This window comes from Pseudomonas sp. SG20056 (assembly GCF_031764535.1).
Taxonomy (GTDB): domain Bacteria; phylum Pseudomonadota; class Gammaproteobacteria; order Pseudomonadales; family Pseudomonadaceae; genus Aquipseudomonas.
The window spans coordinates 2,035,570-2,049,854 of record NZ_CP134499.1; the positions used below are offsets into that span (position 1 = coordinate 2,035,570).

Sequence of the window (14,285 nt, forward strand, 5' to 3'; positions counted from 1 at the left end):
TTTAGCTGTTGGATATCTGCGGCTGTGCTGTAAAAGGAGGCGCTGGCGGACGGCTTGCCCTTGAATGGGGCGCAGAGTCTGTTCCCAGCTCTGGCAAACCAGGTTTGATAAGGTCAGGCCGCGATGGGCCTTGGTTAGAGTGCGTCAGCTGGTAAGCGTTAGCGCACTGCAGCGTGACTCACTGGGGGTGATGTCGGCGGCTGCATATGCAGCCTGGGTCGGTAAGGGAAGGGTCAGGAGGGCCAGAGCGAGTAGGTTGCTCAAGAGCCCGGCGTGGCGGACATGGCTGCGCGTGGTCGGCATAGCAATTCCCCTGCTTTTGTTGTTATGCCTAAGGCGTAGCAGAGGATGTGCCAGTTGTCACGGCGGTAGTCGAATAGTCGCGCAATTAAGCTTCGATCTGCTCGTATTGTCGCGATCAAGCGTGATCAGGCGAGCAATCAACCGCTTTATGCGGGTAACCCCGGACTATTTGCCCAGCCAGTTGACCTTGCTGAATTTGCTGCTGAAAGTCACCGGCATCTGCACCACTTTGCCCAGTTTGTAGTTGAAGAAGACAAACCCGGACTTGGCCATGGCCACCAGCGTGTTGTCGGCGGGGCGGGTGATGCGGAAGGTAATGTCGCCGCCATAGGTGTTGAAGTCCATCACGCCGACTTCAAACAGCAACTGATCGCGGGCGTGAGCCTCGGCGCGGTAGGTGGTAGCGAGGTCCGTGACGATGATGCCTGTGCCGTCTTCCTGGGTTTCCTCGATGCCGAACTCGAACAGAAAGCGTGCACGCGCCTCGGAAATCATCGAGATCATCGAATCGTTGCCCAGGTGGTTGGCAGCGTTGATATCCGTCACCCGCACCGTTAGGTGGGTGCTGTAGCAGAACTGGTCTTCGGGGAACTCAAGGGTCAGGCGGGCCATGGGCAAAATCGCAGTCGAGAAAGACCGCCAGTTTACCCACTAGGGGTGGGCGCCATCCATGGCTGTATACGTCCGAGCCAGTTAATGCGCGAGAAAGCGGCGAATGCCCTGCAGTTCGCTGCGTATCACCGGCATGGCCAGTGGCAACAATCGCGAAGCATCGGCAATTGGGCGATCATCGGCGTGGCTGGTTTGCATGGCGGTGAAGCTGCCGCTTGAAAATGGCAGTACCACCTTGTGCTGGCCGTCCATAAAGGCCAAACGATCCCAGTCGCCGGCAATCAGCATGCGTGTGGCGCTGGGTTTGAACAGGCTTTGGCCGATGCTGTAGTCGCGCGGGGGGTTATTCACCCCAAGCAACGGCAGCACGGTTGGCAGCAGGTCGACATGGCTGGTAGGCAGCGCTTCGCGATGCGCCGCCTGGCCCGGCACCCAGAGCACTAGCGGAACCTTGATCTGCTCATCGACAAAGGTCGAGTTATGGCCCCAGCGGCCTTTTTCCATAAATTCTTCGCCGTGGTCGCCGGTGATCACGATCAGCGTGTTGTCGAGCAGTCCTTTGGCCTGCAGATGCTCGGTGATGCGTGCTATCTGGCTATCAAGATGGTGCACCGAGTTGAGATAGCGCTTGTAGATCCCCTGGATGTCCCGCTCCAGATCCATGCTGGCGTAGCTGAAGTCCGGTAGGTAATCCGGCTCAATGACCGACTCAGGAGGAAATTCGTAGTTGGCGTGGGGCGACTCGAAAAACATAAAGGTCATAAAGGGCTTGGCCTGCGCGCGCTGGTCAATGAACTGCAGCAGGTCATCGACATTCTTGCGGTCACGCTGCCAGCTGTGGCCTTGGTCAAAGGCCTGCATCTGTTCTGCGGGGACTTTGACGAAGAGGGTTTTGTCGAACTCCGGGTAGCTGAATTTGGCACTGGTGAAGAGCTTCATCTGGTACTGCTGCTGTTGCAGTACATCAATCAGCGGGCTGCCCACCCGCGCATCCAGCACCGGGAACCAGAGGTTGGCCGGCAGCCCGTAGAACTGGCTGAACATGCCGATGCGCGTGCCGTTACCGCCGGAAAAGTGATTGTCGAAACGCTGCGCGCGCTCGGCGAATGCATAGGTTTGCGGCATTACCCGCGGATTGAGGCTGTCTGCCCGCCAGGACTCGGCCACCAGCCAAACCACGTTCAATGGCTTGGCCGGCGGTTCAATGCGCAAGGGGGCTTGCGGGTAGGCCAGCTGGCCCTTCAGCGCGACATTTTCCACTTCCATGCGCTGCGGGCGCTCCAGGCCCAGGCGTTTCTCGAGGAAGCCGCGCATGGTCAGAGGTTGATAAAACGGCATGCGCTGAGCGGTTTCCAGCAGAGGGCTGTAGCCATAGAAATGGCTGAGCGCATAGCTGGTTCGCTCACCCACGGCCAGCAGGATAAACAGCGGCAGCACCCAGAGCAGACGTGGCACCGGTACGCCGCGAGCCTTGCGCACCAAGCCAGCAGCCAGCAGGTAGAGCACACCTTGGCCGGCCACTGTGGTGAGGGCAATCAAGGCAAAACCGCGCTCGCTGGATTCCGATGAGCCCAAGGCCGCGATTCCGCCGGGGGTGGTCAGAATGTTCCAGACAAAACCGTTGAGATGAAAACCATAGAGTTTCCACAACAGCATGTCTGCGTAGATCAGCAGTTGCAGCGCACTGGCCAAGGTAATCAGCAGGACAATTCGCGCCGCCCCCAACCAGCGTCCGCACAGCCGGCATAGCAGCCAGAACGGGCTGATAAACAGCAAGGCATAGCTGCTGATCAACAGCCCCTGATATACCCCCATGCCCAATGACTCGGCTGGTTCGAACAGTTGGCTAAGGTGGACGGCTACAGCCAGCCAGGTAAACAGCCAATACAACGCGTCAACGCGGCGAGCGGGCGCAAAGGGGGGCATAGACAGTTCCTTATTAGGGGGATGGCACGAAGCTTTGCAGCGTAAGGCAGCTTGCTTAAGCGGGGCTTAACGTAGACGAGGGATTAACGATGCCTGCTGTCGAGCCCCATAGAAGGTCACTTTGCTGCCTTCGCTGGAGGGGCCGTGGTGATCCTGGATGTAGGCGCCGGCCTTGAAATACAGCTGCTGGTTGCCCCAGTGCGTACTCAATGCCTTATGCAGGGCGCCATTGTCGCCAGCGGCATGCTGACACTAACTGCCAGCATGCCGCTGGGGCTGAGGCGCAGATCATAGCCGAAGCGCTCGCCCAGCCTGATGTTTTCCGCCAGCGGATATTTTCCACCTCTTCGTCGCCAGGGCGTTTGCGCAGCAGCAGTTTGAGACGGGCGTCGGTGGTGCGCGAGCCATTGACTGCTACCCAGAACGTCACGCTGTCATCGGCGTTGCGGCGGAAATACTGGCTGCTGTAACCATTGTTTAGGCGGGCCGTGCTGATGGTGCTCGGCGCTGGGGCGCTGGGTACGGAGAGATTCCAGGTAGTGAGGTCGAACACAGGTGATCCTTAGAAAAGAGGGGCTGGCTCCTGTTCGTTGAATATCGTTGGGTAAAGTTCAATCAGTCTGATCGGTGGGCCAGCGGTTTTACCCGTCGCGCTCGGTGCCCAGGGGCGGCAAATACGACGGGTAAAGCCCTGCCTCAGGCTGCCGGGCGTTGCTGGCGCTGGTAGAGAAACTCCAGCACGGCGGTGCGGTAGGCGTGGTAGTGCGGGTCATTGGCCAGAGCCAGGCGATCGCGCGGGCGCGCCAGCTCGACCTTGACGATATCGCCCACGGTCGCCGCCGGGCCGTTGGTCATCATTACGATGCGATCGGACAGCAGCACCGCTTCATCGACATCGTGGGTCACCATCACCACCGTGCTGTGGGTTTCGCCAACGATGCGCAGCAGCTCGTCCTGCAGGTGCGCGCGGGTCAGGGCATCCAGCGCGCCGAAGGGTTCGTCCATCAACAGCACCTTGGGTTGCATGGCCAGGGCGCGGGCGATACCGACGCGCTGCTTCATGCCGCCGGAGATTTCATTGGGATGCTTGTAGGTGGCGTGGCTCAGGCCAACCATAGCCAGCGCCGCTTCGGTGCGCTCCTTGAGCTGGGCCTTGCTTTCCTTGCCAGTGAAGACCTTTTCCACCGCCAGGTAGACGTTGCCGTAGCAGGTCATCCAGGGCAGCAGGCTGTGGTTCTGGAACACCACGCCGCGCTCCGGCCCGGGGCCGTCGATCTCGCGGCCGTTGCAGATCAGGCCGCCTTCACTGGCCTCGAGCAGGCCAGCGATCAGGTTGAGCACGGTGGATTTACCGCAACCCGAGTGGCCGATCAGGGTGACGAACTCGCCCTTGGCGATGCTCAGGTTGACGTCGGTTAGGGCCTGGAAGCGGCCTTTCTTGGTGTCGAAATGCTTGCCGACCTGGGTCAGCTCCACGAATTTATCCATGTTGCGGCTCCTTAAACTGGCGTAATCAGCTGGTCTGCTTTAACTGGCGTAGTCGAAACGTTTGGCCAGCAGCAGCAACAGCTGCTCCAGGGCCAGGCCGACCAGGCCGACGATGATGATGGCGATCAGGATGTGTTCGACGTTGAGGTTGTTCCACTCATCCCACACCCAGAAGCCCAGGCCGGTACCGCCGGTAAGCATCTCGGCGGCGACGATCACCAGCCAGGCCACGCCAATGGCCAGGCGGATGCCGGTCATCAGATGCGGCAGTACGGCGGGGAAGAGGATGCGGGTGAGCACCTTGAACTCCGACAGCTTGAGCACCCGCGCCACGTTCAGGTAATCCTGCGGCACGCTGGCCACGCCAGCAGCGGTGTTGAGGATGATCGGCCAGATCGAGCTGATAAAAATCACCCAGATCGACGCCGGGCCAGCCGCTTCGAACACCAGCAGGCCGATAGGCAGCCAGGCCAGCGGCGAAACCGGGCGCAGCAGGCTGATGATCGGCGAGAGCATGCCGGCGAGAAAGGCAAAGCGGCCGATGGCAAAACCTAGCGGAATGCCCACCAGCGCCGCCAAAACAAAGCCGATACCGACGCGGCCCAGCGAATGCAGGATGTTCCAGCCGATGCCCATGTCATTCGGGCCGTTGTCATAGAACGGGTTGGCAAACAGCTCCAGCGCCGCCGCCCAGGTACTTACCGGGCCAGGCAGGCCCTCGCTCTTGGTCGCAATCAGCGCCCACACGCCGATAAACAGCAGGATGCCGAGCAATGGCGGCACAACCGCCTTGAGCAGACTGGTCAGTGCCGCCACGCCTGGCAGAACCTGGCGTGGCGCTTTGCTGATCGGCGCAGCTAACGGCAATGGGGTTTTCAGTGGTGCGTTCATCACGAACCTCCCAATCAGGCTTTAATCGCAAAGGAGTTGGCGTAGGCAGCCGGGTCGGAGCCATTCCAGACGTTGCCGTCGATCAGCGTGCTGCTGCGCAGTGAGCTGGCCGGCACTGGGATGTTCAGCGCACTGGCGGCTTCCTTGTACAGCGCAACCTGGTTGACCCCGGCGGCGACGGCGGCGTAGTTCGGGTCTTCCTTGATCAGGCCCCAGCGCTTGAACTGGGTCATAAACCACATGCCGTCGGAGTGATACGGGAAGTTCACTGTGCCGTTTTTGCAGAAGGCCATGGCGTGGTCGTCCTTCCAGCTGTTGCCCAGGCCGTCCTCGTAGTGGCTGAGGAAGCGCGGCTCGATCACTTTGACCGGTGCATTAACGTAAGCCTTGCCGGAAATCAGCTTGGCCGTGCTCTTGCGGTTTTCCTCGCTGGCCTCGATAAACTGGCTGGCTTCCAGCACGGCCATGATCAGCGCGCGGGCTGCGTTTGGGTACTGCTCGATAAAGGTGCGGGTGGTGCCGAGGACCTTTTCCGGGTGATCCGGCCAGATCTGCTGGCTGGTCACGGCGGTGAAACCGATCTTGTCGGCAATCGCTCGCGCGCCCCAGGGCTCGCCGACGCAGAAACCGTCCATATTGCCGACACGCATATTGGCGACCATCTGCGGTGGTGGCACGACGATGGTTTTCACATCGCTCATCGGGTTGATGCCCAGGCTTGCCAGCCAGTAATACAGCCACATGGCGTGGGTGCCGGTGGGGAAGGTCTGGGCGAAGGTCAGCGGGTTGCCGCCTTTTTTTACATGCTCGGCCAGTTGCGCACCGTTGGTGACGCCGGCTTCCTTGAGCTGCTTGGATAGGGTGATGGCCTGGCCGTTCTGGTTCAGACCCATCAGTACGGCCATATCCTTCTGCGGCCCGGCGATACCCAGTTGTGCGCCGTACATCATGCCGTACAGCACGTGGGCGGCATCCAGTTCGCCAGTATTCAGCTTGTCACGCACTCCAGCCCAGGAGGCTTCCTTGCTCGGGGTGATGGTCAGGCCGTATTTCTCGCCAAAGCCCTGAGTCGCGGCGACGACTACTGATGCGCAATCAGTCAGTGGGATAAAGCCGACTTTCAGCGCCGCCTTTTCTGGCGCATCGGAGCCGGCGGCCCAGGCCACGCTACGCAGCGAGGCGGGTGCACTGAGGCCAAGGGCGGCGACACCGCCGACGGTGCCGGCGACGGCAATCGAGGTTTTCAGGAAATTACGGCGGCTGTGCAGGCTTGGGTTTTTCGAATCACGATCAGTCATAGGTCTGTCCCTTCTGGCCGATAAAACGGCTGAAACAAAAAACGGCGTACGCCAGGCCACCTCTAAGGAGGGGACCTGACGGACGCCGTTGTCCGTGATCCGCGGCTCACCGCCGTTGGTGGGCTGCGCAGGAATCTTGTGAGGACAACTGCAAGGGGCTTGCCAGTTTTACTGGGGCACGGCGGCTAACAACCGCCAGTGCGCGCTGAGAATGGCTCGAACGAGCCTTAGGTTGGCAGGCTTAAACGCTATAAATCATAGGCTTAAGCGCAGTATTGAATGTTGGCTAGAGCAGAGTTTTCTTGCTGTAGCAGTGCGTCATGCCGCAGATCAGCAACGCTTCCAGCCGGCTTATTGAGCCAATGCTGTGCATGGTCAAGCCGCTGCCAAGCGCTTTTGCTTCGCCTTGGTGCTGGCTAGCTCAAGTATTGATCGCGTGCCACAGCCTTAGCGGGATAACGATTTGCCCTGAGCTTCCTCGACAAACTCCTTGAGCCAGCGCAGCACCTCCACCGCTTCCCAGCGCGAAGGGTCGAACATGGCATAGGCCAGGCCCTGATAGCCGACTACATCAAGTTGGCGGTGATAGCCGGCGCGCTGCAGCAAGGCTTCGATCTCGGCAAAACAGGTGTTGAAGTGCACCCGGGAAAACGGCGTCTTGCCCTCGGTGACGATGCCTTCAAGCTGCAATTCATTGACGGTGGCCCGGATTTTTTCCAGGGGCATGCGGTTTACGCTGTGTTTCAACTGCAGTACGTCGAGCATCTGGGTACTCCTGTTAACGCCTTGTATGGGCCCGATCTGCCGGGTGGCAAGGTTGGCTGGATGGCACGACCAAGGGTAATCGAAAAATACTGTACAAATAAACAGTATTCGATAATAGTAAGCCCATGGCCTTAACCGGCACCTACTCGATCACTCGCGCCATCTGCCCGCAAAGCCAATGGCCACAGGCACTGCAGAGGAGTCACTAACAATGCAACAGATGCTGATGACAATTGTGCTGTTGGGTCTTTTGGCCGGTTGTGCGCAGCCACAGCTTGATCAACCCAGGGCCAATGGCACCTATCTGGTGATTGAGAACGGGCAGGCCTGGGCGGTGCTGGTATCCGACGGAAAACGCGTGGAAGAGCAGGGCACGGTGGTGGATGTGATCAGGCTGCCGAGCGAGGACTCTGCCGTGGCGGCCAGTTATGTGATCGAAACGGCCAACTGCGGCCGTGTGCAGTGGCTGAGCGAGCGCTCGGATGCGGCGGATGGCATGACCAATCTGATGTCGCTGCACAGCAATAATCAACTCGGGCAGAGCGGCTGCGTCATTACCGATGGCCTTACCCGGGTTTGGACGGTACTGGATTACTCCGGTTGAAACCAAAGAGGGCACCCTAAGGTGCCCTCTGTTTGTTTACTCGTCGGCCTTGGCCTTCTTGCCGGGTAACAGGCCATCGGCGCGGAACATCGTCTTGATCCCGCGAATTGCCTGACGGATGCGGTCCTGGTTTTCGATCAGGGCAAAGCGCACATGGTCATCGCCGTAGTCGCCGAAGCCAATGCCCGGGGAGACGCAGACCTTGGCTTCCAGCAGCAGCTTCTTGGCGAACTCCAGCGAACCGAGCTGTGCGTATTGCTCAGGAATTTTCGCCCAGACATACATCGAGGCTTTCGGGTTCTCAACCATCCAGCCCAGCTCGTGCAGGCCTTTAACCAGCAGGTTGCGGCGCTGGCGGTATTGCTCGGCGATATCGCGCACGCATTGCTGATCACCTTCCAGTGCGGCAATCGCCGCCACCTGCAGCGGAGTGAAGGTGCCGTAGTCGTGGTAGCTCTTGATTCGCGCCAGGGCGCTGACCAGCTCCTTGTTGCCCACCATGAAGCCGATGCGCCAGCCGGCCATGTTGTAGCTCTTGGACAGGGTGAAGAACTCCACGGCAATGTCCTTGGCGCCCGGCACCTGCATGATCGACGGGGCTTTCCAGCCGTCGTAGACGATATCGGCGTAGGCCAGGTCGTGAATCACCAGCACATCGTATTGCTTGGCCAGGGCCACCACGCGCTCGAAGAAGTCCAGCTCCACGCACTGCGCGGTGGGGTTGGAGGGGAAGCCGAGGATCATCATCTTCGGCTTGGGGATCGATTCGCGAATCGCCCGCTCCAGCTCGGCGAAGAAGTCCACGCCAGGCACCAGCGGCACTGAGCGCACCTGGGCACCGGCGATCACCGCGCCGTAGATATGAATCGGGTAGCTGGGGTTGGGCACCAATACGGTATCGCCATGGTCCAGAGTGGCCAGCATCAGGTGCGCCAGGCCTTCCTTGGAGCCGATGGTGACGATGGCTTCGCTTTCCGGGTCTATCTCGACCTCGTAGCGGTCCTTGTACCAGCGTGAAATGGCACGGCGCAGACGCGGAATGCCGCGTGAGGTGGAGTAGCCATGAGTGTCTTCACGCTGGGCGACCTGCACCAGCTTCTCGACGATATGCGGCGGCGTGGGGCCATCCGGGTTGCCCATGCTGAAGTCGATAATGTCTTCGCCACGGCGTCGCGCGGCCATCTTCAGCTCGGCGGTGATATTGAAAACGTAGGGGGGGAGTCGATCAATGCGCGCAAAGCGGCGCGAAGCTTGGTCAGCCATGCTTTCCTCGGATACGTAAGCGCCCGGAACCGTCCGAGCGACGTTGGCCAGTGCGCTGGCCAGGCGGCGAAGATAAGCGCCGCGCCACCCGGCTGTCCAGCACAGTCAAGCGGCTCTGCGGCATAACAGTGCGATTGGCTTAGCCGCCGAGCATGTCGTGCATGGCGATGATCTGTTCGGCCACCTGCGCGAGCTTCTGCTGACGGCTCATGGCCTGACGGCGCATCAGGGTGTAGGCCTGTTCTTCGTCGCAGCTTTTCATCTTCATCAGCAGGCCCTTGGCCAGTTCGATGCGCTTGCGTTCGGCCAGTTGGGCATCGCGGGCCTGCAGCTGCGCGCGTAGCGCCTGATCGCTCTCGAAGCGGGCCATGGCCACGTCGAGAATCGGCTGCAGACGCTGGGCGTGGATGCCCTCGACGATATAGGCGCTTACGCCGCTCTGAATCGCCTGGCGCATTACGCCGGGGTCGTGCTCGTCGGTGAACATGACAATCGGCCGCGGTTGATCACGGCTGACCAGTACCACCTGTTCCATCACGTCGCGGCTCGGTGATTCGGTGTCGATCAGGATCACGTCAGGCCGAACTGCCTCGACCCGTTCCGGCAGGTCGATGGTCAATCCGGATTCGTCGATGACCTCGAAACCGGCCTCGGTCAGGGCGTTTTTCAGGCGGCCAACCTTCTTTGCGGTGTCGTTGATCAGCAGGATGCGCAGCATATTAACGGCTCTCCTGTTGGGCGCTGAGGGGCGCATCGGCCAGGGCGTGTAGGGCAAAGCTGCGCGCGTAGGCGGCCGGGTCGCTGCCGTCCCAGACCTGGCCGTCGAGCAACTGGCTGCTGCGCATGTCGCTTGGTATATAGATTCCGAGTGCTTCGGCGGCTTGGCGGTAGAGGTCCAGTTGCTGCACCTGGCGAGCAATAGCCAGGTAGTCCGGGTCGTCACGCAGCAGGCCCCAGCGACGGAATTGGGTCATAAACCACATGCCGTCGGACAGGTACGGCTGGTTGACGGCGCCGCCTGCGTGGAAGCGCAGCGGGTGGGCATCCTGCCAGGCATGGCCGAGGCCGTCCTGATACTGGCCGAGAAAGCGCGGCTGGATCGCCGACAGCGGCGCATCGACATACTCGCTACCACTGAGCAGTTGCGCGGTGCTGCGTTGGTTTTCTTCGCTCTCATCGATAAACCGGCTGGCTTCCAGCACCGCCATGATCAACGCACGCGCGCTGTTGGGGTACTGCTCAGCAAACTCACGGGTGCAGCCCAGAACTTTCTCCGGGTGGTCCGGCCAGATGGCCTGGCTAGTTATAAGAGTGCAACCCATCTGCTCATTCACGGCCTGAGCGCACCAGGGTTCGCCGACGCAGAAACCATCGATGCGCATGGCTTTAAGGTGGGCGAGCATCTGCGGTGGCGGTACGACGACGCTGTCCACGTCGCTCAATGGGTGAATGCCTTGGCTGGCCAGCCAGTAATTCAGCCACATGGCGTGGGTGCCGGTGGGGAAGGTCTGGGCGAAGGTCAATTTTGCGCCAGGCTGGTGCGCGCGTTGCGCCAATGCGCTGCCAGTGCTCACGCCATCTGCTTGCAAGGCGGGCGACAGGTTGATGCTTTGGCCGTTTTGGTTCAACCCCATCAGCACCGCCATATCTGTGGCTGGTGCGCCGCCCAGGCCGAGCTGCACGCCATAAATCAGGCCGTAGAGGCTATGCGCTGCATCGAGTTCGCCGCACAGCAATTTGTCGCGCAGTGTGGCCCAGGAGGCCTGGCGCTGCAGGTTGAGGGTCAGCCCATGCTTCTCGGCGAAGCCCTGGGTGGCGGCCACGATGACCGATGCGGCGTCTGTGAGGGCCATAAAGCCGATATTCAGTACCGGTTTTTCCGGTGTATCGCTGCGGCTGATGTCGTGCTCATTCATGGTGCGTTTCCTGTGCCCACACAAAAAGGTGCCGTACCAAACGCTGACTTCAGTCCGCGATCAGAACGACACCATTGTCTATTTCGGCCATTTCCGCCGTTGGAAAGGTCTAATGGCTTAAGCCAAAGCAAGGCATATGCCATCTGTCTGCGGGTTTTACGGCGGGAAAGAAAAAGCCCCGCACTAGGCGGGGCTTTCTTGTTGCGGGTAACGCTTAGACCTGAACAGCAGGGATCTGGGCGTTTGCAGCAGCTTCACGGAACTCGGCGATCTGGTCGAAGCTCAGGTAGCGGTAAACGTCCGCAGCCATGGTGTCGATTTTCTTCGCGTAGTCCATGTACTCCTCAACAGTCGGCAGTTTACCGGTGATTGCTGCAACAGCCGCCAGCTCGGCCGAAGCCAGGTAGACGTTGGCGCCATCGCCCAGACGGTTGGGGAAGTTACGGGTGGAAGTCGAAACTACGGTGGAGTTCGCCTCAACGCGTGCCTGGTTACCCATGCACAGCGAGCAGCCCGGCATTTCCATGCGCGCGCCGGCTTTGCCGTAGATGCCGTAGTAGCCTTCTTCGGTCAGCTGATGCTGGTCCATCTTGGTCGGCGGCGACAGCCACAGGCGGGTCGGCAGGGTGCCTTCGACTTTTTCCAGCAACTTACCAGCCGCGCGGAAGTGACCGATGTTGGTCATGCACGAACCGATAAACACTTCGTCGATCTTCTCGCCCTGAACGCTGGACAGCAGACGAGCATCGTCCGGGTCGTTCGGTGCGCATAGAACCGGCTCGTTGATGTCGGCCAGGTCGATTTCGATGATTTCGGCGTACTCGGCGTCCTTGTCGGCTTCCATCAGCTTCGGATCGGCCAACCAGGCTTCCATCGCTTGAGCGCGACGTTCCATGGTGCGCGCATCGCCGTAGCCTTCGCTGATCATCCAGCGCAGCAGGGTGATGTTCGAACGCAGGTACTCGGCAATCGCCTTTTCCGGCAGCTTGATGGTGCAACCAGCGGCGGAACGCTCGGCAGAGGCGTCGGACAGCTCGAAAGCCTGTTCAACGGTCAGCTCGTCCAGACCTTCGATCTCGAGGATGCGGCCGGAGAAGATGTTCTTCTTGCCTTTCTTCTCGACGGTCAGCAGACCTTTCTGGATGGCCACGTAAGGGATGGCATGCACCAGGTCACGCAGGGTAATGCCCGGTTGCAGTTTGCCCTTGAAGCGCACCAGTACCGACTCCGGCATGTCCAGCGGCATTACGCCAGTGGCAGCGGCGAAGGCAACCAGGCCCGAACCGGCCGGGAAGGAGATGCCGATCGGGAAGCGGGTGTGCGAGTCACCACCGGTACCAACGGTGTCCGGCAGCAGCATACGGTTCAGCCAGCTGTGGATGATGCCGTCGCCAGGACGCAGGGACACACCGCCACGGGTGCGGATGAAATCCGGCAGGGTGTGGTGGGTGGTGACGTCGATTGGCTTCGGATAGGCAGCGGTGTGGCAGAACGACTGCATCACCAGGTCAGCGGAGAAGCCTAGGCAAGCCAGGTCTTTCAGCTCGTCGCGGGTCATCGGGCCAGTGGTGTCCTGGGAGCCGACGGTGGTCATCTTCGGTTCGCAATAGGTGCCAGGACGCACGCCTTTGCCTTCTGGCAGGCCGCACGCCTTGCCGACCATCTTCTGCGCCAGGGTGAAACCCTTGGTGCTAGCAGCAGGTGGCTCAGGCAGCTTGAACAGGTCGGTTGGACCCAGGCCCAGTTCGGCGCGCGCTTTCTCGGTCAGGCCGCGACCGATGATCAGCGGGATACGGCCGCCGGCGCGAACTTCGTCGAGCAGTACTGGGGTCTTCATTTCGAAGGTGGCCAGTACTTCGTCGGTGCCGTGCTTGCAGACTTTGCCAGCATGCGGGTACAGGTCGATCACGTCGCCCATGTGCATGTTGGAAACGTCGAACTCGATTGGCAGAGCGCCAGCATCTTCCATGGTGTTGTAGAAGATCGGAGCAATCTTGCTGCCGAAGCAGAAGCCGCCAGCGCGCTTGTTCGGCACGTTAGGGATGTCGTCGCCGAAGAACCACAGCACCGAGTTGGTGGCGGATTTACGCGAGGAGCCGGTGCCGACTACGTCACCGACGTAGGCAATTGGGAAGCCTTGGCCGCGCATGGTTTCGATCTGCTTCATCGGGCCGGTTACGCCTTGCTCGTCCGGCACGATGCCGTCACGGGCCATTTTCAGCATGGCCAGGGCGTGCAGCGGGATATCCGGACGCGACCAGGCGTCTGGAGCCGGCGACAGGTCGTCGGTATTGGTTTCGCCGGTGACCTTGAACACGCGCAGGCTGATCTTGTCGGCCAGGGTAGGGCGGTTCTTGAACCACTCGCCGTCAGCCCAGGATTGCAGTACGGCTTTGGCGTGAACGTTACCGTTCTTAGCTTTCTCTGCAACGTCGTGGAAGGCGTCGAACATCAGCAGGGTGTGCTTCAGTTGCTCGGCAGTCACGGCAGCCAGTTCACTGTTGTCGAGGAGCTCAACCAGGGTGGCGATGTTGTAACCGCCTTGCATGGTGCCGAGCAGTTCAACTGCGTGTTGCTTGCTGATCAGTGGGGAAGTGACTTCGCCTTTGGCAAGGGCAGAGAGGAAACCGGCCTTGACGTAGGCGGCTTCGTCGACGCCTGGCGGCACGCGGTTGGTAATCAGGTCGAGCAGAAAAGCTTCTTCGCCGGCTGGCGGGTTTTTCAGCAGCTCGATCAGGCCTGCGGTTTGTTCGGCGTTCAGCGGCTGGGGCACGATACCCTGAGCGGCACGCTCTGCTACATGTTTGCGATAGGCTTCAAGCACAGTTATTACCCTCATCAGTGGTCCCAAAGGGTTGTCCGGGACGCGATCCAGAAAACAACAAACCAGGCGCTTCGTGGCTTTATGGGCCGCTCAGCCGAGGTTGCGCTGCTTTCTTGCAGAAGCTGTTTTCAAAGTTTTACGCCGGCAGGACGGGCTGGATGAGGGCTGGTGCAGACACTTGAAGGGTGGCTCAAGGGTCGGCACCAACATCGAACCTGCAGGATTGACTGTGCTCGTGACGCTTTGAAAACAGCTTCCAACGGACGTTGCTGCCTCTAAAAGGCCGGCCAATTCTACTGGAAAGCTTTGATAAAGTTAAGCCAAAGGCCCTGTTTATCTGGGGGTGATCTGCCTTAGACAAAGGGCTAAGATGCCGCCTTGTCCGCCAGTACCCA

13 protein-coding genes are annotated in these 14,285 nt (G+C 60.3%); 1 reads left to right on the forward strand and 12 read right to left on the reverse strand.

Annotation, left to right across the window (positions count from 1 at the left end):
* Nucleotides 1-468: 468 nt before the first annotated feature.
* The 8 genes from RHP75_RS09800 to RHP75_RS09835 all read right to left on the reverse strand — a co-directional run bounded on the left by RHP75_RS09800 (nucleotide 469) and on the right by RHP75_RS09835 (nucleotide 7,283).
* Entirely contained in the window at nucleotides 469-915 is a 447-nt protein-coding gene (locus RHP75_RS09800; RefSeq protein WP_311091652.1) for a thioesterase family protein, read from the reverse strand.
* A gap of 81 nt (nucleotides 916-996) precedes the next feature.
* Nucleotides 997-2,841, reverse strand: a complete 1,845-nt coding sequence (locus tag RHP75_RS09805; RefSeq protein ID WP_311091653.1) for a sulfatase-like hydrolase/transferase — start codon at nucleotides 2,839-2,841, stop codon at nucleotides 997-999.
* 66 nt (nucleotides 2,842-2,907) lie between these two features.
* Nucleotides 2,908-3,051 carry a polysaccharide lyase family 7 protein gene (locus tag RHP75_RS09810; RefSeq protein ID WP_311091654.1) on the reverse strand — a complete coding sequence of 48 codons (144 nt, stop codon included), beginning with the start codon at nucleotides 3,049-3,051 and terminating at the stop codon, nucleotides 2,908-2,910.
* 4 nt (nucleotides 3,052-3,055) lie between these two features.
* Entirely contained in the window at nucleotides 3,056-3,394 is a 339-nt protein-coding gene (locus tag RHP75_RS09815; protein WP_311091655.1) for a polysaccharide lyase family 7 protein, read from the reverse strand.
* 143 nt (nucleotides 3,395-3,537) lie between these two features.
* On the reverse strand, nucleotides 3,538-4,329 hold the full coding sequence (locus RHP75_RS09820) for an ABC transporter ATP-binding protein (RefSeq protein ID WP_311091656.1): 792 nt from the start codon (nucleotides 4,327-4,329) through the stop codon (nucleotides 3,538-3,540).
* Nucleotides 4,330-4,368: 39 nt separating this feature from the next.
* Entirely contained in the window at nucleotides 4,369-5,220 is an 852-nt protein-coding gene (gene ntrB / locus RHP75_RS09825; protein ID WP_311091657.1) for a nitrate ABC transporter permease, read from the reverse strand.
* Nucleotides 5,221-5,234: 14 nt separating this feature from the next.
* Complete coding sequence (locus RHP75_RS09830) at nucleotides 5,235-6,518, reverse strand: CmpA/NrtA family ABC transporter substrate-binding protein (protein WP_311091658.1); 1,284 nt, start codon at nucleotides 6,516-6,518, stop codon at nucleotides 5,235-5,237.
* A 447-nt stretch (nucleotides 6,519-6,965) separates the two neighbouring features.
* On the reverse strand, nucleotides 6,966-7,283 hold the full coding sequence (locus tag RHP75_RS09835) for a transcriptional regulator (RefSeq protein ID WP_160088470.1): 318 nt from the start codon (nucleotides 7,281-7,283) through the stop codon (nucleotides 6,966-6,968).
* Nucleotides 7,284-7,494: 211 nt separating this feature from the next.
* Here RHP75_RS09835 and RHP75_RS09840 point away from each other — a divergent pair, with 211 nt between their 5' ends.
* Nucleotides 7,495-7,887 carry a hypothetical protein gene (locus RHP75_RS09840; protein WP_311091659.1) on the forward strand — a complete coding sequence of 131 codons (393 nt, stop codon included), beginning with the start codon at nucleotides 7,495-7,497 and terminating at the stop codon, nucleotides 7,885-7,887.
* Between the two features lie 36 nt (nucleotides 7,888-7,923).
* On the opposite strand, the gene alaC is transcribed toward RHP75_RS09840, so the two are convergent.
* The 4 genes from alaC to acnB all read right to left on the reverse strand — a co-directional run bounded on the left by alaC (nucleotide 7,924) and on the right by acnB (nucleotide 13,890).
* Nucleotides 7,924-9,150: an alanine transaminase gene (gene alaC / locus RHP75_RS09845; protein WP_311091661.1), complete on the reverse strand. Its 1,227-nt coding sequence runs from the start codon at nucleotides 9,148-9,150 to the stop codon at nucleotides 7,924-7,926.
* A gap of 139 nt (nucleotides 9,151-9,289) precedes the next feature.
* Nucleotides 9,290-9,868: an ANTAR domain-containing response regulator gene (locus RHP75_RS09850; RefSeq protein WP_311091662.1), complete on the reverse strand. Its 579-nt coding sequence runs from the start codon at nucleotides 9,866-9,868 to the stop codon at nucleotides 9,290-9,292.
* Between the two features lies 1 nt (nucleotide 9,869).
* Complete coding sequence (locus tag RHP75_RS09855) at nucleotides 9,870-11,066, reverse strand: CmpA/NrtA family ABC transporter substrate-binding protein (RefSeq protein WP_311091664.1); 1,197 nt, start codon at nucleotides 11,064-11,066, stop codon at nucleotides 9,870-9,872.
* A 214-nt stretch (nucleotides 11,067-11,280) separates the two neighbouring features.
* Complete coding sequence (gene acnB, locus RHP75_RS09860) at nucleotides 11,281-13,890, reverse strand: bifunctional aconitate hydratase 2/2-methylisocitrate dehydratase (protein ID WP_311091906.1); 2,610 nt, start codon at nucleotides 13,888-13,890, stop codon at nucleotides 11,281-11,283.
* Nucleotides 13,891-14,285 lie beyond the last annotated feature (395 nt).

Excerpts from the sequence above, each read along its gene's own strand:
- RHP75_RS09800 (WP_311091652.1), bottom strand. The coding sequence starts at position 915 with ATGGCCCGCCTGACCCTTGAGTTCCCCGAAGACCAGTTCTGCTACAGC.
- RHP75_RS09805 (WP_311091653.1), bottom strand. The coding sequence starts at position 2,841 with ATGCCCCCCTTTGCGCCCGCTCGCCGCGTTGACGCGTTGTATTGGCTG.
- RHP75_RS09820 (WP_311091656.1), bottom strand. The coding sequence starts at position 4,329 with ATGGATAAATTCGTGGAGCTGACCCAGGTCGGCAAGCATTTCGACACC.
- ntrB (WP_311091657.1), bottom strand. The coding sequence starts at position 5,220 with ATGAACGCACCACTGAAAACCCCATTGCCGTTAGCTGCGCCGATCAGC.
- RHP75_RS09830 (WP_311091658.1), bottom strand. The coding sequence starts at position 6,518 with ATGACTGATCGTGATTCGAAAAACCCAAGCCTGCACAGCCGCCGTAAT.
- RHP75_RS09835 (WP_160088470.1), bottom strand. The coding sequence starts at position 7,283 with ATGCTCGACGTACTGCAGTTGAAACACAGCGTAAACCGCATGCCCCTG.
- RHP75_RS09840 (WP_311091659.1), top strand. The coding sequence starts at position 7,495 with ATGCAACAGATGCTGATGACAATTGTGCTGTTGGGTCTTTTGGCCGGT.
- alaC (WP_311091661.1), bottom strand. The coding sequence starts at position 9,150 with ATGGCTGACCAAGCTTCGCGCCGCTTTGCGCGCATTGATCGACTCCCC.
- RHP75_RS09850 (WP_311091662.1), bottom strand. The coding sequence starts at position 9,868 with ATGCTGCGCATCCTGCTGATCAACGACACCGCAAAGAAGGTTGGCCGC.
- RHP75_RS09855 (WP_311091664.1), bottom strand. The coding sequence starts at position 11,066 with ATGAATGAGCACGACATCAGCCGCAGCGATACACCGGAAAAACCGGTA.